The following is a 22423-nucleotide window of genomic DNA, read 5'->3' on the forward strand; positions in this document are numbered from 1 at the left end:
TCGGTGGTAAAGGCGAAGCGCTCTGCCCGGTTAGTAGATTTTAGATTTTAGATTTTAGATTTTAGATTGACTCCGCAGGCAGTATCTGGGGGATTTCCCTAATGTCTAAAATTCTTCGATCTTCACAACTTGAGTCGGGGGCTTGTATCCGTCTTTGGGTGCAGTCACAGGAGAGGTCTGGAAGCTGTCAATCTCGATCGCAAAATCGAAATTTTTTCTAAACCTGTCACTAGATTAACGGAACTGGCTCGATCACGATCGCAGGATCGACATATTAAAGCAGAAATCTATCTCCAGTTAAGTTCCCAGGCGTCAACAGCAGAGCGGCACAATCATGGATGTTTGTCGTACAATCTCCTTAACAGGCAAAGGGAAAGAGCCTTCGCCGATCAGGGATTAAAATTAAAAGCGCATGACTTTCTCTTCAATAATTCGTACCCTGGGGCGATCGCCCCTAGCAACAGAACTCCTCAACAAGCTCAAGCGCCATCGCTACGTGCAACTGTCCGGCGTAGCCCGTTTGCCTAAAGGTTTAGTAGCTTCCGCCCTCGCACAGCAAGAAGGGCGGAATTTACTGGTAGTGACGGCAACTCTAGAAGAAGCCGGCCGTTGGGTGGCAGGGCTAGAGGCTATGGGCTGGCAGACTGTGCATTTTTACCCAACTTCCGAGGCTTCGCCCTACGAGCTATCTTACTCCGACGAGAACGAAATGACTTGGGGGCAAATGCAGGTGCTGGCGGATTTGGTGGAGAAACAAGAAACAAACGCTAATTCTAAGCCGATCGCGATTGTAGCTACCGAAAGAGCTCTTCAGTGTCACTTGCCGCCGCCTGCTGCTTTTGAACCCTACTGTCTGACGCTGAAGCGAGGTGCGGTTCAAGACTCGAAAATACTTGACCGCCAATTGGTGTCGATGGGGTACGATCGGGTGACTCTGGTAGAAATGGAGGGCCAGTGGAGTCGCCGGGGTGATATTGTCGATGTCTTTCCGGTAGCGGCGGAGTTGCCAGTGCGGCTGGAATGGTTCGGAGATGATTTGGAGCAAATTCGGGAGTTCGATCCGTCTTCCCAGCGATCGCTCGATAAGGTCGATCGATTAGTTTTAACTCCTACCAATTTTAACACAATTATTAAAGCAGTTTTATCTGAAAAAAAGCTTGACGAAATCAACCACCTAGGCTCTTTTGATCCCGAAAATGAAGCAGCAAATGAAGGCGAAAAATTTGTGCGCCGGCTGTTGGGTTTAGCGTTCGAGCAACCTGCATCTTTGTTGGATTATTTGACTGAAAATACTTTAGTTGTTATTGACGAACCCCAAGGGTGCGAAGGTCACAGCGACCGCTGGTATGAAAATGCACAGGAACAGTGGAATAATTGCAATCGGGAATCGGCAGTTGCTGGTGAGGAAACCGAAAAATTGCCAATTGCTAATTTGAAAGTTCCGAAAATTCACCGCACTTTTGCTGAATCTATGGCAGATGTCGCAGCTTTCGAGAGGCTAGAACTTTCTGAATTGGCAGAAGATTCTACGGCTAAAAAACTTCAAAGCTCTGCGGAGGGCGACCAGCTACCGTCTGCGATTAATTTGGCTTCTCGCCCTGTGCCGGTGATGCCTCACCAATTTGCGAAGCTGTCTCAAATGCTCAGGGAAGAGCGCGATCGGGGTTTTACCATTTTTCTGGTTTCGGCTCAACCGAGTCGATCGGTTTCCCTGCTTTCGGAACACGACTGTCCGGCTCAGTTTGTGGTGAATCCGCGCGATTATTTGGCGATCGACAAGTTGCAATTGCAGCACATTCCAGTGGCTTTGAAGTACAGCGGACTGGCAGAATTGGAAGGTTTTATTCTGCCGACTTTTCGGATTGTGTTAATTACCGATCGGGAATTTTACGGTCAGCATTCTCTCGCTACTTTTAGCTACGTCCGCAAGCGCCGCCGCGCTGCTTCTAAGCAAGTAGACCCGAATAAATTAAGCCCTGGTGATTATGTGGTTCACCGCCAGCATGGAGTGGGTAAATTTATCAAGTTGGAACGTTTGACGATCGATCGAGAAACTCGCGAATATTTATTGATTCAATACGCTGACGGTACTCTGAGGGTGGCGGCCGATCAATTGGGCGCTTTGTCGAGGTTTCGGACTGTAGGCGATAAAGTACCGGATCTCAACAAGCTGACAGGTCAAACTTGGGAAAAAACTAAGACAAAGGTTCGCAAAGCTGTTAAGAAATTGGCAGTGGATTTGCTGAATCTGTATGCTAAAAGAGCTAAACAAACAGGTTACGCTTTTCCTCCTGATATGCCTTGGCAACAAGAATTAGAGGATTCTTTTCCTTACCAGCCAACGCCGGATCAGTTGAAGGCAACTCAGGATGTGAAACGCGATATGGAGGGCGATCGACCGATGGATCGCTTGGTGTGCGGCGATGTCGGTTTTGGTAAGACAGAAGTGGCTCTGAGAGCGATTTTTAAGGCGGTTACGGCGGGCAAGCAGGTGGCTTTGCTCGCGCCGACGACGATTTTGACCCAACAGCACTATCACACGCTCTCAGAGCGTTTTTCCCCTTATCCGATCGAAGTTGGTTTGCTCAATCGCTTTCGCACTGAAACCGAGCGCCGGGAGATTCACAAGCGTTTGGCAACTGGGGAATTAGATGTGATTGTCGGTACTCAAGCTGTTTTGAGCAAAGCGATTAAATTTCGGGACTTGGGCTTGTTGGTGGTGGATGAAGAACAGCGGTTTGGGGTTAAGCAAAAGGAAGCAATTAAATCTCTCAAAACAGAGGTAGATGTTCTGACTTTGACAGCAACGCCGATTCCCCGGACTTTGTATATGTCGCTGTCGGGGATTCGCGAGATGAGTTTGATTTCGACTCCGCCTCCCAGCAGGCGCCCGATTCAGACGCATTTGGCTCCCTATAACCCGGAAGTGGTGCGATCGGCAATTCGTCAAGAATTGGATAGGGGCGGTCAGGTTTTTTACGTGGTGCCGCGGATTGAGGGGATTGATGAGTTGGCCGTTCAGTTGCAGGAGATGGTTCCGTCTGCCAGAATTGCGATCGCCCACGGTCAAATGGATGCTTCGGAATTAGAATCAATCATGCTGACTTTCAGTGCGGCGGAGTTTGATATTTTGGTGTGCACGACGATTATTGAGTCGGGTTTGGATATTCCACGAGTCAATACTATTTTAATTGAAGACGCGCAGAAGTTTGGTTTGGGTCAGCTTTACCAGTTGCGGGGACGGGTGGGACGCGCGGGGATTCAAGCTCATGCTTGGCTGTTTTATCCGAAGCAGAACCAACTTTCTGATGCTGCAAGGCAGCGGCTGCGGGCAATTCAAGAGTTTGCCCAGTTGGGTTCGGGCTATCAGTTAGCCGTCCGAGATATGGAAATTCGCGGTTCGGGTGATGTTTTGGGTACTGAACAATCTGGTCAAATGGAGGCGATCGGTTTTGATTTGTATGCTGAAATGTTAGAGGAGGCTATTCGGGAAATTAAGGGTCAGGAAATTCCGAAAGTTGAGGACGCGCAAATTGACCTAACTTTGACGGCGTTTATTCCTGCCGATTACATCGCAGATTTGGATCAAAAGATGAGCGCTTACCGGTCTGTGGCTTCTGCTAATACCCCTGAAGAATTACAGCAGATTCAGGCTGATTGGTGCGATCGTTATGGGCCAATTCCTCTGCCAGCCCAGCAACTTATCCGTGTTGTCGAACTCAAACAAATTGCTAAAAAAATCGGTTTTTCTCGGATAAAACCGGAGAATAAGCAGAACATAGTTTTGGAAACTGCGATGGAAGAGCCTGCTTGGAATTTGCTCAAGGCTAATTTGCCGGAACATTTGCGCTCTCGTTTTGTCTACAGCAAGGGGAAGGTTACTATTCGAGGTATGGCGGTTTTGACGGCCCAAAAGCAATTGGATAATTTGATTGAGTGGCTGGGTAAAATGCAGGGCGCTTTGCCGGAAGCAAATGTTTGATTTTAATATATAGCAATCCTTGCAGGAGTCATAATTTTTTTACCACCCCAACCCTCCCCTTGCCAAGGGGAGGGAGTAAGAAATTCACAAATGATGCGAGAATTGCTATATAATCCCCAAATCTCGCGCACCGCCGAAACCACAGAATAATACCGATGGAACCATAAAAAATATTACTGCTGTTTTCATGATGGTTTTAGCGACAGAAAGGATTAAAATCGTGAAAAAGTTAGTGAGTATTTTTTTGGCGATCGCGCTAGTGCAAGGAGTCCCAATGGCGGTTCAATCTCAACAAATAATTGACCCGATCGATCGGGTTGTGAGTGCAGGATTGATGAATAAAGATGCTAGTGGTAATTTTAATGCTGATGGCCTTGTCAGTCGCGCCGATTTGGCGATGATTTTAGTGAAAACTTTTGGTTTGGAACGGCGGAAAACCGCTCAGAAACCGGATAGGGAATTGCCGGACGTACCGAAGAGTTACTGGGCTTACAGTGCGATTCAAACTGCTTTGAAAACGGGAACGATGAGTGGATATCGCGACGGAATGTTTTTCCCAAATCAAAGGGTGACTCGCGCTGAAGCTTTGGCGATTTTTGCTCAAGCTTACGGGGTTTTTCAGTTTCCCGAACCCAGCATTTCGGAAATTTTAGCTAAGTATCCAGATGCAGGCGAAATTCCTAATTGGGCTAGAAAGTCTTTGGCTACTGCACTTTATGAAGGCTTTGTTAATATTGATGTCGCAACTAATAAAATTAATCCTTTGAAGCCGATGACTCGTGGGGATATCGCTTACGCTTTGAGTAAGTATTTAGAGCGGCAAGTAAGGCCCGGTTCTTTGCCTGTCCCGGACGAGGAGCCTCCTGATCGCGGCGTGGGAAGGTAAATATAGTAAGTTTCCTTTGCATGAGAATGGGTAATTGGTAATTGGGCATTGGGCCGAAAAGCATTGGGCCGAAAAGCATTGGGCCGAAAAGCATTATTCCTTCTTCCTTCTTCCTTCTTCTATAAAAAGTCGATCGCCCGCCATTCAAACACCATGCAAAATCCCGGAGATTTGGTGACTGTAAAAGCAGCCATCAAACCCCCAGGATTTAAGTTTTTCCTCTTAAACGAGGCTCAAATTATTCCCAGTGAGCTTTAACTCAATCAGCAGTAACCAATTCGGTACTGCCACCACCACGCTTACGCGTCAGGGTATTGAAAAGCATCTGACCGACTGCTTTAATCAAATTACCTTCTAACTCCATGAACATCTTCATGTTCATGCCAAAAGCTGCATTAGCTTCGTCAACAATTCGCTCTGCTGTTGCTTCGTCAATAGGCAATTCATTCATTGCCTGACGGTAGTTAGCTTTGAACTCTTTTTCATCAGGAATATCCTGGAATTCATAGAAAGCAGTGCCTTCTCCCTCGGTAAGATTCATCCCGCGCTGGGCAATTCCCTTCAGGATTTGTCCGCCGGATAAATCGCCCAAGTAGCGAGTGTAAGAGTGAGCTACTAACAGTTCTGGTGCGGTCGCCGAAATCTCGTGAATGCGCTGCACATAAGCTTTAGCTGCGGCTGACGGAGCTACTTGTTCGCGCCAATTCGCACCGTAGTAGTAAAATAAATCTTGCTCTAAGCTTTGTTTGCGATTCAACTCAGAAAAGTAAATTTTTGAAACAACCGGATGCTGCTTTTGGCGTTCCATTTCCTCTTCGATTGCCGAGTAGACAAAGTAGAGGTTTCCTACTAACTTCCGGTAAGAAGTTTTTTCTACAACGCCTTTTAAAAAACACTTGACAAAACCGACGTTTTCTGCCATTGTGTGGGACTTTTTGGTTCCCTCACGCAATTTGGTCGCTAAATTGATGCTCATGCTATATTTGTCCAACCTTCTATTTTTGTGGTAGCTGATGGATGCGCCAAAAATCTCAAAATTACCTAAGCATTTACCTTAGATCGATTTGATGAGAGATTGTATTAATTTTTATAACAAAACCTAGACTCAGCAGAAGGCATCGGAAGGTAGAAGGCACAAACAGTTTAGTCATTAGTCCTTAGTCATTGGTTGTTAGCGAATGACTACTGACTAATGACTAATGGCTAATTTAGATGTCCAAGTCGAGGAGGTTGAGTTTGGGGCCGTAGGTTTCGATGAATTCGCGGCGGGGGGCGACACGATCGCCCATTAAGATCGTAAAGATGCGATCGGCCTCAGCAGCGTCTTCAATCTCTACTCGTTTCAGCGTCCGAGTTTCTGGGTTCATCGTTGTATCCCACAACTGTGTCGGCATCATTTCACCCAAACCTTTGAACCGCTGAATGGTGTAGTTAGCATTCGCCGGAAATTCATTGCGGATGAGATTGTTCATTTCGCGATCGCTGTAACAGTAGTAATGATTGCGTCCCCGTTCCACTTTATAGAGAGGAGGACAAGCAATATAGATGTAACCTTGGTCTACAAGGGCGCGCTGATAGCGGTAGAAGAAAGTCAGCAATAGCGTGCGGATGTGAGCACCATCTACGTCAGCGTCAGTCATAATTACGATGTGGTGATACCGCAATTGACCCGGATCGAATTCTTCGCCTTTGATGCCCAAACCCAGGGCTGTAATTAACGACTGAATTTCGTTATTTTTGTAGATTTTGGCATCGTCTGTTTTCTCAATATTGAGAATTTTACCGCGCAAAGGCAGGATTGCTTGGAATTGGCGATCGCGCCCTTGTTTTGCCGATCCGCCTGCAGAATCCCCCTCCACCAGGTAGATCTCAGATAGGGCAGGGTCTCTGGAACTACAGTCCGCTAATTTTCCAGGCAAAGGAGACGATTCTAAGACTGATTTTCGGCGCACTAAATCGCGGGCACGGCGGGCGGCTTCAGCGGCCTTAAATGCCTGAATTGCTTTTTCCAAAATAGCGTCCGCTACTTGGGGGCGAAACTCTAAATATTCTGTCAATACTTCGCCTACCAAGGAATCAACAATTCCCCGAACTTCTGTATTTCCTAGCTTAGTTTTAGTTTGGCCTTCAAATTCCGGGTCTGGGACTTTGACCGAAATCACTGCTGTCAAACCTTCGCGAACGTTTTCGCCAGCGAGGTTGGGCTCGTTTTCTTTGATTTTGTTGCGCTTGCGGGCGATCGAATTCATCGTCCGCGTCAAAACAGCCTTCAAACCTTCTAAGTGCGTGCCACCGTCGATCGTCCGAATGTTGTTAGCAAAACCGAGAACGTTGTCGCTAAAAGCATCGACGCACCACTGCAAAGCCACTTCTATCTGCACATTGTTGCGTTCTCCTTGCACGTATATCACTTCTTCATGCAGAGGCTGCTTGTCGCGGTTCATGTAGGCGATATATTCCTTGATTCCGCCCTCATAACAGTATGTTTCGATGCGAGGTTCGCTACTTTTAAGCAGTTCCAAACGGTGGTCGCTAAACGTAATTCTCACGCCCGCATTCAAGTAACCCAATTCTCGCAAGCGCCCCGCGAGTATAGTGTAATCAAATTCAATGCCAGTGCTAAATATTTGAGTATCTGGCAAGAAAGAAACTGAAGTGCCGGTGCGAGTGCCTTTGTTGGGCTTGGCAGTAAGTTCAGTAACGGGATTGCCTCTTTCGTAGCGCTGTAAATGTTCTTTTTGGTCGCGCCAAACTGTCACTTCTACCCACTCGGACAGCGCGTTAACAACAGAAATACCTACACCGTGCAATCCTCCAGAAACCTTGTAGCCACCACCGCCAAATTTACCGCCGGCGTGAAGTACAGTCATTACTGTTTCTATTCCCGATTTGCCAGTCTTGGCAACGATGCCGGTCGGAATACCCCGGCCGTCGTCTGTCACGGTAACGGAACCGTCGGCGTTGATGTCAATCTCGATGTGAGTGCAGTGGCCAGCCAGCGCCTCATCTATGGAATTGTCCACAACCTCGTAAACTAGATGGTGGAGTCCTCGCGGGCCGGTAGTACCGATGTACATCCCCGGTCGTTTACGGACTGCTTCGAGACCTTCGAGAACTTGAATCTGGTCGGCGCTGTAGCTGCTGGTCATACAAAAATAGCTCCAATAATGAGGCCTAAAGCCCCGAAAGCTTCTAAAATGGGAAAACTCCTAAAATTATAGCACAAAACCGTTAAAGGCGATGCTAGGGCTTTCTGAAGGGAAATTTATCGGGGGGAGGGAGGGGAATAGTTTTGAGATTGCTTGAGGACTGCCCAGGGAGATCGCGGTGAATCAGTGAAGGGAGAGAGGGGAAAGCATTGAGAGGAGAGGGTTTGAGAGTTTTTATAGGGAAATGTGCGACAGCTTATGCCTAGATTAATTACGATTTGCGGGGCGACGGCGACGGGGAAGTCGGGAGTGGCTTTGGCTTTGGCGGGGCGACTGCAATCCTCGATTCTGAGTGCGGACTCGCGTCAAGTGTACCGCGAATTTGACATCGGAACCGCAAAACCGACGGCGGTCGATCGCACTTGTGTACCGCATCACTTAATTGACATCTGCGATCCGACAGAAACTCTGACACTAGCAGATTACCAGCAACAAGCTCAAAATTTAATTGCTGCTGTCGATTTTCCCCTGTCTCCCCCCCTGTTGTTGGTGGGAGGGACGGGCTTATATATTAAATCGATCGTGCGCGGTTTAAAAATTCCGAGGGTAGGGCCGATGCCCGAATTGCGATCGCAACTTGCGGAACTCGGACAATCTCAATGTTACGCGATGTTGCAGCAAGTCGATCGCTTAGCCGCTGAGAAAATTCACCTCAATGACCCAGTAAGAACTTTAAGAGCACTGGAAGTATTTTATGCGACCGGTCGCCCTATTTCCGAACAGCAGGGCGAAAATCCTCCCAATTATCCTATTTTACAAATTGGGTTGGATTGCGCGATCGATGTTTTGGTCGATCGGATTAAACAGCGCACCGAACAAATGTTAGAACGCGGTTGGATTGCTGAAGTAGAATATTTGTGTAAAAAATACGGCTGCGACTTGCCATTGTTGAACACGCTGGGCTATCAGGAAATAAAACAATATTTGGCTGGCGACATTAAGCTTGAAGAAGCCAAAGAATTAACAATTTTGCACACGCGGCAATTTGCGAAGAGACAGCGGACTTGGTTTCGAGCTTATCCTGAAATTGAATGGTTTGATGTTAGCGCACCCGATTTGCTAGAAAGAGTTTGGCAGAGAGTGGAGGAATTTCTCAAGTAATTTTATATCGAAATTAAAGATCCTTTTAACCGCTGATGAACGCTGATGTAATTTAAATTGATTTGTTAGTTTCCCAACTAAAGTAAGTCGGATTTTGGCGTTAACTTTGACTCGGTAAAATTTATCTAATTCTTTGCCGAAACAAACGCACCGCCGCACGCTGTCCGATTGTTCTGCTTTGTTCGATGAAACCGGGGATTTCGGCAACGGGTAAAGAGGGAAATGCTAAACTGCGATCGCACTTTTCATATTTTCCATCTACAATTTGATAAACTTGCAGAGATTCTCGGCGATACCTCCAAAGTTCGGCAACACCAAGAGCAGCATATATGGAATCTTTATTAACTGAAGAATTCGTGTAATCCGACTCTAATGCTAAATCAGGCGGCAAATCCTCTGGGAGGTTGATATCTCTTTTACCTCTGACGCTGGCTTCATTTTGAATGTAGAAACAACTATCAGGTTCGACAGCACGAGTTAAATCTTCCCGTTCCAGAGTCAGAGAACCAGCTTTCATGACTTCGATTTCTAGCTCATCTGCTATAGCTTCAATAAAGCTTTCTATCAATCCTTTCGGAACTTCATGTTCTAAATGCGGCATCCTGATTTCTAATAATCCTCTATCGTAAGCAATTCTCCAAGCTCTATCGTCCCCAACATCGGCCAGCAATGCTTTAAAAGTTTGCCAACTGACACCTTTTAAAATAACTCGGTTTTCTGGGGTAGTTTTCTGCTCTACGGGAGTTGATGTTGTTGTTACCATTTAACAATTCCTTGGTAGCTTCATCAATTTTTATTATAGAGGGTAATAGGATGTTTTTCTCGTTCCCAGGCAGAGCCTGGGAATGCCTGAATCCGAGGCTCTGCCTCGCGGGAAGAGGGAGGCAGAGCCTCCGGATCTGCGTTCCTAGGCAGAGCCTAGAAACGAGGGAAACGAGGGGAAATCCGTCAATTAACTGTACAAGCTAGCTACATATTCGCCGTAACCGTTATAGGGCAAAGTCGGGCGAGTTTCCCACGACCAACTGTTACCGGGGCCGACTATCCGTTCGCTGGCCTGCGACCATCTGGGGTGTGGTTTGTCGGGTTCGACATTTGCTTCAAAGGCGTATTCGTTGGGGCCGATTGTATTCCAAAAAGTGGCGGGCTGTTGTTCGACAAATTCAATTTTTACAATTGACTTTGCGCCCTTAAAACCGTATTTCCAAGGAATCACTTGCCGCAGCGGCGCACCATTTTGTTTTGGTAGCCTTCGTCCATACAAGCCTGTGGCAAAAAATGCTAAATCGTTGGCCATTTCTTCAATTCGCAGACCTTCGGTATAAGGCCAAGGATAAAATTGCGACATCAAACCGGGTCCGGGGGTTATTTTGGGGTCGTAAAATGAGGTGAAGCGAACGAATTTAGCCTTCGATTGCGGTTCGACATCAGCCATCAGCAATTTCATGGGAAATCCGACCCAAGGAACTACCATCGCCCACGCTTCTACACAGCGAAATCGATAAACTCGTTCTTCGATGGGAAATTTTTTGTAGAGGTCGTCAATATCATAAGTGCGGGGATTTTTTACTAAACCGCCTACTTCTACTTTCCAGTTTTCTGTTGGCAAAGCTTGAGCGGCTTGCCAAATAGATTTTGTGCCGCCGTATTCGTAAAAATTGTTGTATTTTGTAGCTAACCCTTCGTCGGTAATCGCTCGATCGACTTTCGCAAAGGCGGGATTCCGGCTTAATTCCGAGTATGCTTGGGTTGAGCCGGAATCCAGAGCAGTTTTTGAGCTAGGATTGCTTTGGCAGCCGGTCAGCGGCAGCAGCGAAGCTGTCACGCCGGCGCCAATTAAATTTGTCATGAAGCGGCGGCGGTTGAGAAAGGCTGTTTCTGGGGTAATTTGTGGGTTGAGAATTTCCCAAGATTTGGGTATGCGAATTAATGGCATAAGTAATAGTTAAAAGTTAATAGCTAGTTTGGCAAAATTTGCCTAAGTTTTAATCGGTTAGTCGATTTGAAATGGGAAATGGGAAATTTTAGAGGCCCTCCATAGAACAAAGAATCGTCGATATTTGGCAAGGCTTCACTAATACTTTCAGTGCGATCGCACTGAAAATATTCGCAATGACAGTATAGCTTAATACGGTAACAACTGAGATATTGCACCATTCTAAAGAACAGGCTTTCCGGCCTGTTCTTTAGAATGATTTTCTTGTGGGGTGGGCATCCTGCCCGCCCGTACGATCGACCTATTAAACCTCGCTCGCAGGAAAGTCAGCAATAATTTACGCGCGATCGACCGAAGCAATTGTGGCGAAAATCTGGGAAACAATTATGATCAAGCAAAGATTCCAATTATTTAATTTGTCCACAGGAAGCGGCACGCACCGCCCCGCTTTCCTCCCCCACCAGCAATAATGTCGGACGGGGGTCTCCAGCGGAAAGACAAATGAGTTACTGCACCAATCCCCATTGCCAGAATCCCCAAAATCTCGATCGCGCGACAGTATGCAAAAGTTGCGAGTCGAACTTGCTGCTAAAAGGCCGCTACCGAGTTTTTCACACCCTCGGTCAAAGTCTCACTTGCCGCACCTTCTTAGCAGTCGATGAAGACCAACCTTCGCAACCCCGCTGCGTCATTCAACAGTTCTGCGCGCCTGCTGCAGGTTGCACACAGGAAAACTGGGCATTTCGCCGCTCGGCCTCAGTTATCGACAAGTTGGGCCAACATCCCCAAATACCGAAACTGCTGGCATCTTTTGAACTCGAAGGCTGCCAGTATTTAGTGCAAGAATACATCGAAGGCCGCAATTTAGCCGATCGGCTTTCAGAAAAAGGTGTTGTTAAAGAAATTCAAATTTGGTATCTGCTGAGCGAATTGTTGCCAGTCCTGCAATTTGTTCACGAAAATCAACTGATTCACGGAGATATCAAACCGTCGAATATTATTCACCGCAAAAATCCCCAAGCATCCCCAGCTTGGGCAGGGAAAGAGGATTTACATTCCGTGTCTCAGGAAAGTTCCTCTGGGCTAGTTTTAGTCGATTTCGGCGCGGCAATTCGGGCTAATAGCGGGCCGCTCAAAACCGAAACGGTGACAGGTTCTGCGGAATACGCGGCCCCGGAACAAATTAAAGGCAAAGCGATTAAGAGCAGCGATATCTACAGTTTGGGCGTCACTTGCATTCACTTGTTAACGGGAATGTCGCCCTTTGATTTGTTTGACATCAAAGCCGAAAGTTGGACTTGGAGACATTATTTGAAAGTACCAGTTTCGGCGCGACTCGGCCGCATTCTGGATAAAATGGTGCAGCGAGAACCATCAAAACGCTATCGATCGACCGAGGCAATTCTCACAGACATGAATTACGGGCCGGCATCGGCACAAGTGATTCTCAGCAAACCCAAGTGGAGTTTAGCCATGTGGGGAGCAAGTACGGTTGCCCTGCTGTCCGTAGTGCTGGGTTCTCGCTTGCCATCTCCTGCACCGCAGGCTTTCACTTCTTCTGAGCCTGTTTCTAGCATTCCCGAAATTCGGTTCAATCCGCCCCCGATGCAGGATTTCAATGGTGATGCATCGCCGTCCCGGCCCGCAGTGCGGACTCTGGCGGATCAAGACAAAAACCCGGTTTGGGCGGTAGCAGTTGCTCCCCAGGGCCGCGTGATCGTCAGCGGGAACAACGACGGCACAATTCACTTGCGGCACAAGCGTCACGGCAAGCTGCTCAAGGTTTTAGCAGGACATTTGGGGCCTGTGTGGTCGGTGGCTGTCAGTCCCGACGGCAGGACGATCGCCAGCGGCGGCGTTGACGGTACGATTAAATTGTGGAGTTTCTATTCTGGCAAGTTAATTCGGACTTTGGATGGGCACACAGACGGCGTGTTCTCGGTGGTTTTCAGTCCCGATAGCCGGACTGTGGCCAGTGTCGGTAAGGACAAAACTTTGAAGCTGTGGGAAGTCCAAGGCGGGGCCGAGTTGGAAACTCTCAACCGGGTTTTTGACGAGGTGCAGGCGGTGGCTTTCAGTCCCGATCAAGAAACTGTGGCGATCGGCAGCAGCGACGGTAAGATCAGCCTGTGGAACTGGCAGACTGGGGAATTCAAAGAAACTCTTTGGGGTCATTCCGAGGCGGTTTGGTCTCTGGCCATCAGCCCGGACGGTCAAACTCTCGCCAGTGGCAGTTGGGACAAGACGGTGAAGTTGTGGGATATCAGCGCAAATAATCAGTCCCAGCAGTCCAACGGTTCTCTGCTGCGGACTTTAATCGGCCATTCCGACAAGGTTAAGTCCTTGGCTTTCAGTCCCGACGGAGACAAGCTGGCCAGCGCCGATTTGAGCGGCACTATCAAGCTGTGGCGGATGAGTCCCGGCCAGCGGTGGCAGATGAGTCCCGCCGACACGGTGGGCACGCTGAAGGGTCATTCTACCTGGGTGGATTTGGCTTTTAATCCTCAAGACAAAACTCTGATCAGTGGCAGTTTTGACGACACGATTAAGGTGTGGCGACTGTCTCCTTAATTTTTTCGATCGCCCGTTCGATCAATTTTTGAACAGCTAGGGCGATCGAACATTCAGTTAATTGATATATCAACACTTCGGACAGTTTCAAGGCCCACGCATGGGGTGTTAGAAACCCGCTTTCTATGAGTTTTGCTAACAGGAACGAGAAATATAGTCAGCAACCGGGTTTCAGATCGTCAAGAGTGCGTCCAGAACTTTGCTGACTTTTATCTCGCTTTAATCGGAGTTCCCTAAAACCTCTATGCTACGGTTGGTAATCAAAAACTGTCCGAACTGTTGGTACAAAAACAAATTTAAAATTGAAAATAGTCAGAATATCCCTAGAAATCGCGGTTGCTAACTAACAGTTGTGGTAAAGTAGTTTTGGCTGTTAAACTAAAATCTATGACCGCAAATTCCGAGTTAGCAGAGCAGTATTTGTCAGCGGGCGAGACCCTCCAGAAATCAGGAAAACTTGAGGAGGCGATCGCTCAATATCAAAAATTACTAGCCATTCCAGCAGATAATGCGATCGCACTCAACAAGATCGCTGAAGTTTATTATACGCAACAGAAATATGTAGAGGCGATCGCCTCCTGTTACCAAGCACTTCGCCACCAACCGAATTTCGCCACCGCCTACAAAACTCTAGGCAATATCCTGCAAGCCCAAGGCAAAATAGACGCGGCAATTCGCGCCTACTCCAAGGCGATCGAATTTGATCCTAATTTTGTCGAAGCCTATGTTAATTTGGGCAGTATGTTTTACAAACAAGGCCAGCTCGATGACGCCATAACTTACTATCAAAAATCTATCGTTATTCAACCAGATTTAGCCGTCGCTTATTGGAATTTAGGCAAAAGTTTGGAAGAGCAAGGTCGAATCAATGAAGGTTTATTTTATCAAAAAAAAGCTCTAAATTTACAGCCGGAGTTAGAAGCGAGAAGCAATTCAGTAAAAAATCACACTTACTGAAGAGGAATGTTATAGTCAAAATAATTCAATCATTAACGATGCAAGCTGGATCGAAATGGAAATTAACCAGAATCCGCTCGAATTCCTAACGGCTAAAGTACAAGAAACTGTTGCCGATACCCAAAACTTAGCCACCGAAATCGTTGCTAAAGTTGAGGAAAGTGCAACTGGATTAACGGCGTGGGTACAATCAGCGCCAAGTTCCATTGTTAGTGCCGGGGCGATCGCCACTCAAGAAGCTTTTAAAATAGCACACAACATCCGTTTTGAGAACCTGCCAACAAACCTGCAATGGAAATTTGCGAGGGCTGGGGTACGTGACGGCATCCGAGATGTGCAAGAAGCAGCAAAAGTATTTGAATCCATACCCGCCCAAATTCGTGCCCAAGGCCCAGAAGCAATTCGCAACTTCTGTCAAGATAAAGATTGGAGTCACATCCAAGCGCACGTCAATGGAGGCGGAAGCGAAGCTGCTAACGGGATTTTTGAATATTTTTGGGTTAATCGTGCTCGCGGTGGTGTAGACATGACTGCTGCCGAATTAGCAGTCGCTAAGCAAGTTTTAGCGGATGCAGCGTTTAAAGCAGCAGTTGCGGAAATCGTTGGGGCTGCAATGAAAGGGGCGATCGCCGCAGCAGTAATTGAGTTAATATTTTCTATCTTAGAAAATTCCCTATTGTGCGTGGAAGGCAAAATTAGCCAGTCAGAGTTAGTGGAACAAGTCGCCACCGCCACCGCCAAAGCTGGCCTTGCTGGCGGTGTTATTACTGGCATTCTGTTAACACTGTGCATCATATTTCCCCCCATTGCCGCGCTTTTAGGTGCCGCTGCGATGCCCTTGGCGGTTGCAGGTATTGGTTTTATGGGAATTCGCGCCTGGGAAATCTTTTGTCACGGCGATCGACTATTTGGTATTACTGAACAAACACAAAAATTTCTGGGGCTGACAGAAGCGACAACTTAAACAGTTGACAGTTGACAGTTATGATACCCGAATCAAACCGTTTATGAAGGGCGGATTTAAGACTCTATTCATGATAGTTATTTATGTCCGCGCTTTTGGTTGGCGGTTGCTTTTAGCAACATTTTTAAATGATTGGGAAACATAAAATAGTATGGATTCAGTAGAAAAAACTCAAGATCAGCAACATCCGCAATACAAGCGCGATCGAGCCAGTGTCAATACTTTATTAGCAGGAGAAGCAACCGAATACAATTTATCGGAATTAGCAAGATTAATAATTCGCTACCGAGGCTTTCCCGGCGCTAGAGATATCCAATCCGACTTAAAAAAAGTCCTGCAAAAATGGAATCATACCGAAGAAACTCTTTATGAACAAACCCGCAAAATTCACGCTACAGGTGAGGTTTACAGGCGACAAAAAAGCGATCAAGAAGATTGGGTTTAATCTCAAATCTGCAACTTCCAGGCTCTTCCTGGAAGTTGCAGTCAACAGTCAACAGTCAACTGTCAACTGTTAACTATTTTCAAACCATCTCTGGCGAAACTTGCATTGCCGGCTGCGGCTGAAACTGAAACAGCGAATAAACCACATTGCGGCGGATATCCGTCATCATGTCCAAAAACAGCTCGTAACCTTCAGTTTTGTACTCGATTAACGGGTCTTTCTGGCCGTAACCACGCAGCCCTACAGACTCACGCAAAGCATCCATTTGTTGCAAGTGTTCCCGCCACAAAGTATCAATTTGCTGCAAAATAAAGAACCGTTCCGCATCTCGCATTAATTCAGCTCGGATTGCATTAACTTCCGCTTCTTTAATGTCGTAAGCATTGCGGACTTGTTCGTGCAGGAATGTTTTAATTTCCTCAACAGACAAATCTTCTAGCTGATCCGGTGTCATGTCAGCGAGCAGATAAACAAATTCCTTCACCTTGCTCACAAGTTTGTCGAGTTCCCATTCTTCCGAAGGTAAATCGGGATTGATGTATGCTCCCACGATGTCGTCCATCGTCTGTTCGGCATACCTAATTACCTGTTCTTTGGAGTCCAAACCTTCCAATACTCGGCGACGTTCCGCATAGATTGCTCGACGCTGATTGTTCATCACTTCGTCGTATTCAAATACCTGCTTGCGGATATCGTAATAGTAGGTTTCGACTTTTTTCTGAGCGCCTTCGAGGGAACGAGTCAGCATTCCAGATTCGATCGGCATATCTTCCTCAACACCGAAAGCCTTCATCAAACCTGCCACCCGTTCGCCGCCGAAAATCCTGAGCAAATTGTCTTCCAAACTCAAGAAAAACCGTGTAGAACCAGGGTCTCCTTGGCGTCCCGCCCGGCCGCGCAACTGATTGTCGATCCGGCGCGATTCGTGGCGTTCGGTACCGATGACGTGCAAGCCTCCCAACTGCACGACTTCATCGTGTTCGGTGCTGGTAAAAGCATCGTATTCTCTGCGAGTTAAATTGTAAGCTTCCCGCAATTTTTGAATTACCGGGTCTTTTGTCGGCGCTTTTTCCGAAGCTATAGCCACGATATCATCGGCTTGCAATTCCGTGAGCGATCGCGCGCCGTACTCCTTCACCGCCAATTCCACCGCCGCCACCAGCATTTCTTTGGCATCTTTCGATAGTTCCGTGGGGAAAATCTGTGCTGAAGCTTTCCAAGACTTTACCTTTTTCTTAGTCATATCAAAACCTTGAGGTGCGGGGCGGCCACCAATACCAGGCACTTGCACCACCGAAAAGTCGTCGTCATCCTCGGGTTTCACGATTCGGGGCATAAAATACTCCCGCAACTTGAGGCGCGCCATGTACTCAGAATTACCGCCCAAAATAATATCAGTACCGCGTCCCGCCATGTTTGTGGCGATCGTCACAGCGCCTTTACGTCCGGCTTGAGCGATAATTTCTGATTCCCGCTCCACATTTTCCGGTTTAGCATTAAGCAAATTGTGAGGAATTTTCCTCTCCTGCAGCAGCCGCGACAGCAACTCTGACTTTTCCACACTCGTAGTACCCACCAGCACCGGCCGACCGATATCGTGCATTTCCGCGCATTCTTGGGAGATGGCATTCCACTTCCCAGCCTCCGCCTTGTACACCATATCCGAAAGGTCAGTACGGCTGGTAATCCGGTTAGTGGGAATCAGCGTCACTTCCAGATTGTAAATCTTCTCAAATTCCGTCTCCTCAGTCTTTGCCGTCCCAGTCATCCCCGACAGCTTCGGATAAAGTAAAAAGAAATTCTGATAGGTAATCGTCGCCAGCGTCTGAGTTTCCGGCTGAATTTCCGCCCGTTCCTTGGCTTCGATCGCCTGGTGCAAACCGTCACTCCAGCGCCGTCCCGGCATCACCCGCCCCGTAAACTCATCCACAATCACCACTTCGCGATCGGGAGTGACGATGTAGTTAATATCCTTAATAAACAATTCCTTCGCCTTAATCGCATTAAAAATGTAATGCGCCCAAGGGTCCGCCGGGTCGTACAAATCCGTAACACCCAACAACCGCTCAGCTTCACCAAACCCTTCATCGGTCAATAGCACATTCCGAGCCTTTTCGTCAACCTCGTAATGTTCTTCATTTTCCTTTCTCAGAGCAGCAGCTACCTCAGCCGCCCGTATATACTTCTCACTGGGGCGTTCCACCTGGCCGGAAATAATTAAAGGCGTCCGTGCTTCATCAATCAGCACCGAGTCAACCTCGTCAATCACGCAGAAATTAAAAGGACGCTGCACGACATCTTCCATGACAGTAGCCATGTTGTCGCGCAAATAATCAAAGCCGACTTCGCTGTTAGTCGCGTAGGTAATATCGCAGCTATAATTTTTCTTTCGTTCCACCTGATCCATGCCCTGCTGAATCAGTCCCACAGTCAATCCCAGGAAGCGGTGCACTTGTCCCATCCATTCCGCGTCCCGTCTTGCGAGATAATCGTTGACGGTGATGATGTGTACCCCTTTACCGTTGAGGGCGTTGAGGTAAGCCGGTAGCGTCGCCACCAAAGTTTTTCCCTCACCGGTTTTCATTTCGGCAATTTGGCCTTTGTGGAGGATGATGCCCCCGAGGAGTTGGACATCAAAGTGGCGCATTCCTAACACCCGTTGTCCCGCTTCCCGCACCACTGCAAAAGCTTCCGGCAAGATTTCGTCTAGGATCTCTTTCTCCTCGTTGAGAGATTTAGCTTTTGCCAGACGGTCTTGAAACTCCGCCGTTTTGCCTCTGAGGCCGTCGTCTGAGAGTGCGCGGATGTCTTCTTCCAAAATATTGATATCAGCTACCCAAGGCTGAAATTTTCTCAGTTTGCGCGCGTTGGGATCGCCTAGCAGATTTTTAAACATGGCAGGAGAGGCAGATTTTTAATAATTTAGCTATTAGCTTTCAGGGTTAGGGGCTGTAGTGTTAGCCACAACATATACCCTCCCCGATTGTAGCAACCATTGGCTCTCCTGGGCCGTCGAAGGCGTCTTTGGGGGCGATCGACCGATTTGGGATTTTAGATTTTAGATTTTGGATTGAAGTTGGTGAAGGTGGGCCGCGATCGCAGCTCAGGTATATGTGCTTATTGACAATTGCAGGGCGTAATAGGCTTTCCGGCCTGTTCCACAAGAGATTAATGTTTTTGTAGGATTAATTTCCGCAACAGGCAAGATGCCTGTTCCACCAAAGATTAATGTTTTTGTGGGGTGTGCCAGAGCCCGCCCCGATCGCCCTTATTGAAAATCCTGTCACATCTCAGTTCAGATTCATCTCACATCTTGCACCATTCTCAAGAACAGGCAAGATGCCTGTTCCACAAAGAGTGAATTTTCTTGTGGAACAGGCATCTTGCCTGTTCATAAAAAGCTTATTAAAAAAGCTGTCACATCTCAGACCAAATTAACCCTAGTTTTAAACAGGGCGCGGCACTTCGTAAGTCAAAAAGTCATAGGCCATTTTCGTATTCGGAAAAATTGCCTGGGCTTCCTTGAGTAAATCATCCAGGACGATCGCATTCCCCGGAGCATAACGCGGGCTAAAATGCGTCATAATTAGCTGTTTCGCCCCAGCTATCAAAGCAACTTGAGCCGCCATTGTGGAAGTTGAATGCAGGCGATCGAAGGCCATTTGAGCATCTTGATGAGCAAAAGTAGCTTCATGAACCAACAAATCAGCGTCCTTCGCTAATTCCACTGCCCCGTCACAAAAAACCGTGTCCGTACAATACACAAACTTGCGCCCGATTTGATCCGGGCCGCAAAAATCACTACCTTTAAACTGTCGCCCGTCGTCTAACTTTACCGTCTTTCCTTGTTTTAATTGACCGTAAACCGGCCCCGAAGGAATACCCACAGCCTTCGCTTTTTCTACATCAAAATGTCCCGGACGATCTTTCTCAGTTACTCGATAACCAAAAGCAGTAACTCGGTGCTTCAAAGGGCCACAACTAACAATATATTCGTCATCTTCATAGATAACTCCCTCGTGAATTTTGTGTACCTTAACCGGGTAAGAAAAATGAGTTTGAGAATAGCGAACGCCAGCTTGCAAATATTCTTCAAGTCCCGGAGGCCCGTAAAGATCGATGCGCTTGACATTCCCCGCCAAACCGCAGCTAGCCAGCAAACCCATTAAGCCGAAAATGTGGTCGCCGTGCAGGTGAGTGATGAAAATGCGGCTTAGTTGGCTGACTTTGAGATCGCTGCGGAGAAACTGGTGCTGAGTTCCTTCGCCGCAGTCAAACAGCCAGAGTTCGGCTCGCTGGGGCAAGCGGAGGGCGATGCTGGAAACGTTGCGCGATCGCGTGGGTACGCCGGAGCTAGTTCCGAGAAATGTAATCTGCAAGAGTCAAATCACCTCAATTAAGTCTTAAAAAATATGTTACATATATCCAGAGTGCGACAAATCCGACATATAGGAAATAGTCGCAGGCAGGAACCGGGATAAATCGCTGTTCCTGCGAACATCTCTTCGCTAAAATCATTTTTGACAAGCGTACAGAGCGATCCACCCAATTCTAACGTTTTGTTTCTTCCGTTCCCCTTCCTTTTTCCCTTGCCTTCCCTTAAAAATTCTTAAACTCATACAGCACAGGAGGAAAATTTTCAAATGCAGTCAGGAGTATTTTTTGGTTCCGTTTTTTCGACATTAAAAAAACGCTACTTTTGGATTTCGCTGTTGTTTTGGCTGGCAATGGTAGCCCCAGCACAGGCCGCGCTGATCTTGCGAGTGGCGGTACAAGACGGGGCAAGTCAGGTAAAAGTCGGCAGTTCTACTAAGGCTGCAATCCGCGACGGTAGCGGGCGCAATTTGGGCGAACTGTCGGCAAACAGTTCTCAGTCAGCTCAATTTCGATCGGGAACAGTGGCAATTGGTCGCTGGGCGGCAAACCAAGTTTGGATCGAGCCGACGGGGAACGGTTATGTTTGGATTGGCGATCGCTGGTATCGGGGACGCACGCTTCTAGTTCCCCAAAAAGGAGGCTTGACTGCCATCAACTACGTCAATATCGAACAATATCTCTACAGCGTTCTCGGCGCCGAGATGAGTGGCAATTGGCCTCAAGAGGCTTTGAAAGCCCAAGCAGTCGCCGCCCGTTCCTACGCTATCCACCAGCGCCTGAAAAGCGAAACCGACCTTTACGACGTGGACAGCACTCAGTATTCGCAGGTTTACAAAGGATTGCAAACAGAATCTTCTGGCACTTATTCCGCAGTCGATGCAACCGCCGGTCAAGTTCTGGCCTACAACGGTCAAATTATTTTAGCCGCTTTCCACTCTGCGTCTGGGGGACATACTGAAAATGTCGAAGATGTTTGGACGGAACCCCTGCCTTACCTGCGTGCTGTTCCTGACTTCGACCAAGGAGCACCGGTTTATCAATGGAAAGAAAATTTTTCTCGCGCTCAAATCAGCAGTAAGATTTCTGGCGTGGGCAATGTGATCTCGATGAAGCCAGAACGCACTACCGCTCACGGCAGCGTTTTGAGGATGAAAGTAGTTGGAGATGGCGGTTCTAGGGTCATGACTGGCGCAGATTTACGCCGGGTTTTAAATTTGAGGAGTACGCGGTTTACCGTGATTCCTCAATATGGGGGCGGCCGGAACCCAAGGAACAGCGGCCAAGCTCCTACCGGTTTTCAAGTTGCTGGCAAAGGTTTCGGCCATGCTGTAGGAATGAGTCAGTGGGGGGCATACAATTTGGCCAGACAAGGATACGGCTACCAGCAGATTTTGTTGCACTATTACCGAGGTGCTACTTTGGCTAGAATTGCAGTCCAGTAACTGCTGGGAATTGGGAATTAGGAATTGGGAATTGGGAATTGGGCCGGAAAGCATTGGGAATTGGGAATTGGGAATTGGGAATTGGGCGGAAAAGCATCATCGCCGAAAAGCATTGGTTATTAGAGCCAACAACAAATAACCAATAACTACTAACTCTTGCCAACTGCCAACTGCCAACTGCCAACTGCCAACTAACTACATTAAGGATTACTATGCAAAAGTGGGAGTATTTATTTGTGGATGCGAATATGTATCCTTTTGGAAACAAGCTGATTAGTTTATATGTAAACGGTGAAGAACAGCGAGATTGGAAACAAGGCTCGCTGCATCTATTTGTTAATCATTTGGGGGAGGAAGGATGGGAACTTGTGGCTCTGGATCACGACTCGAAATATGACCAAAATTGTTTGATTTTTAAACGCCCTAAGCTTATTTAATAAAACTGGGAGTATAAAAATTATGACCTCAATAAAAATTGATATTTTCCACAATTATTAACAACGAGCTAAAAGCCCGTTCCTCAACAAAGATATTTTATTGTGGAACAGGCATC

At 47.4% G+C, this 22423-nt stretch carries 15 protein-coding genes; 9 read left to right on the top strand and 6 right to left on the bottom strand.

Annotation, left to right across the window (positions count from 1 at the left end):
- Positions 1–412 precede the first annotated feature (412 nt).
- Together mfd and QUA83_RS13245 are read left to right on the top strand one after the other, a co-directional pair.
- Positions 413–3982, top strand: a complete 3570-nt coding sequence (gene mfd, locus QUA83_RS13240) for a transcription-repair coupling factor (protein ID WP_333293591.1) — start codon at positions 413–415, stop codon at positions 3980–3982.
- A 232-nt stretch (positions 3983–4214) separates the two neighbouring features.
- The gene (locus QUA83_RS13245) at positions 4215–4868 is read left to right on the top strand and encodes an S-layer homology domain-containing protein (RefSeq protein WP_333293592.1); all 654 of its coding nucleotides are present in this window, start codon (positions 4215–4217) and stop codon (positions 4866–4868) included.
- Positions 4869–5127: 259 nt separating this feature from the next.
- On the opposite strand, the gene QUA83_RS13250 is transcribed toward QUA83_RS13245, so the two are convergent.
- The gene (locus QUA83_RS13250; protein WP_333293593.1) at positions 5128–5844 is read right to left on the bottom strand and encodes a heme oxygenase (biliverdin-producing); all 717 of its coding nucleotides are present in this window, start codon (positions 5842–5844) and stop codon (positions 5128–5130) included.
- 232 nt (positions 5845–6076) lie between these two features.
- Positions 6077–8017, bottom strand: a complete 1941-nt coding sequence (gyrB, locus tag QUA83_RS13255) for a DNA topoisomerase (ATP-hydrolyzing) subunit B (protein WP_333293594.1) — start codon at positions 8015–8017, stop codon at positions 6077–6079.
- 258 nt (positions 8018–8275) lie between these two features.
- Between gyrB and miaA the strand changes: the two genes are divergently transcribed.
- Positions 8276–9178 carry a tRNA (adenosine(37)-N6)-dimethylallyltransferase MiaA gene (gene miaA, locus QUA83_RS13260; RefSeq protein WP_333293595.1) on the top strand — a complete coding sequence of 301 codons (903 nt, stop codon included), beginning with the start codon at positions 8276–8278 and terminating at the stop codon, positions 9176–9178.
- 121 nt (positions 9179–9299) lie between these two features.
- Here the strand turns inward: miaA and QUA83_RS13265 are convergent, their stop codons facing one another.
- Positions 9300–9941, bottom strand: coding sequence for a Uma2 family endonuclease (locus tag QUA83_RS13265; RefSeq protein WP_333293596.1), 642 nt, complete (start codon positions 9939–9941; stop codon positions 9300–9302).
- A gap of 189 nt (positions 9942–10130) precedes the next feature.
- Complete coding sequence (msrP, locus tag QUA83_RS13270) at positions 10131–11114, bottom strand: protein-methionine-sulfoxide reductase catalytic subunit MsrP (RefSeq protein WP_333293597.1); 984 nt, start codon at positions 11112–11114, stop codon at positions 10131–10133.
- 501 nt (positions 11115–11615) lie between these two features.
- On the opposite strand from msrP, the gene QUA83_RS13275 reads away from it, so the two are divergent.
- From QUA83_RS13275 to QUA83_RS13290, 4 genes are all read left to right on the top strand, one after another.
- A complete protein-coding gene (locus QUA83_RS13275) occupies positions 11616–13685 on the top strand; it encodes a serine/threonine-protein kinase (RefSeq protein ID WP_333293598.1) in 2070 nt (689 codons plus the stop codon).
- 387 nt (positions 13686–14072) lie between these two features.
- The gene (locus QUA83_RS13280; RefSeq protein WP_333293599.1) at positions 14073–14642 is read left to right on the top strand and encodes a tetratricopeptide repeat protein; all 570 of its coding nucleotides are present in this window, start codon (positions 14073–14075) and stop codon (positions 14640–14642) included.
- Between the two features lie 55 nt (positions 14643–14697).
- A complete protein-coding gene (locus QUA83_RS13285) occupies positions 14698–15606 on the top strand; it encodes a hypothetical protein (RefSeq protein ID WP_333293600.1) in 909 nt (302 codons plus the stop codon).
- A gap of 151 nt (positions 15607–15757) precedes the next feature.
- Positions 15758–16051, top strand: coding sequence for a DUF3288 family protein (locus QUA83_RS13290; RefSeq protein WP_333293601.1), 294 nt, complete (start codon positions 15758–15760; stop codon positions 16049–16051).
- A gap of 79 nt (positions 16052–16130) precedes the next feature.
- On the opposite strand, the gene secA is transcribed toward QUA83_RS13290, so the two are convergent.
- On the bottom strand, positions 16131–18947 hold the full coding sequence (gene secA / locus QUA83_RS13295; protein ID WP_333293602.1) for a preprotein translocase subunit SecA: 2817 nt from the start codon (positions 18945–18947) through the stop codon (positions 16131–16133).
- A 550-nt stretch (positions 18948–19497) separates the two neighbouring features.
- Entirely contained in the window at positions 19498–20430 is a 933-nt protein-coding gene (locus QUA83_RS13300; RefSeq protein WP_333293603.1) for a ribonuclease Z, read from the bottom strand.
- 264 nt (positions 20431–20694) lie between these two features.
- On the opposite strand from QUA83_RS13300, the gene QUA83_RS13305 reads away from it, so the two are divergent.
- Positions 20695–21870 (top strand): SpoIID/LytB domain-containing protein, encoded by a 1176-nt coding sequence (locus QUA83_RS13305; protein ID WP_333293604.1) that lies wholly within the window; start codon positions 20695–20697, stop codon positions 21868–21870.
- A 212-nt stretch (positions 21871–22082) separates the two neighbouring features.
- The gene (locus QUA83_RS13310; protein ID WP_015174403.1) at positions 22083–22307 is read left to right on the top strand and encodes a hypothetical protein; all 225 of its coding nucleotides are present in this window, start codon (positions 22083–22085) and stop codon (positions 22305–22307) included.
- The last annotated feature ends 116 nt before the right edge of the window (positions 22308–22423 follow it).

This window comes from Microcoleus sp. K1-B1, from assembly GCF_036704705.1.
GTDB lineage: Bacteria > Cyanobacteriota > Cyanobacteriia > Cyanobacteriales > Microcoleaceae > Microcoleus.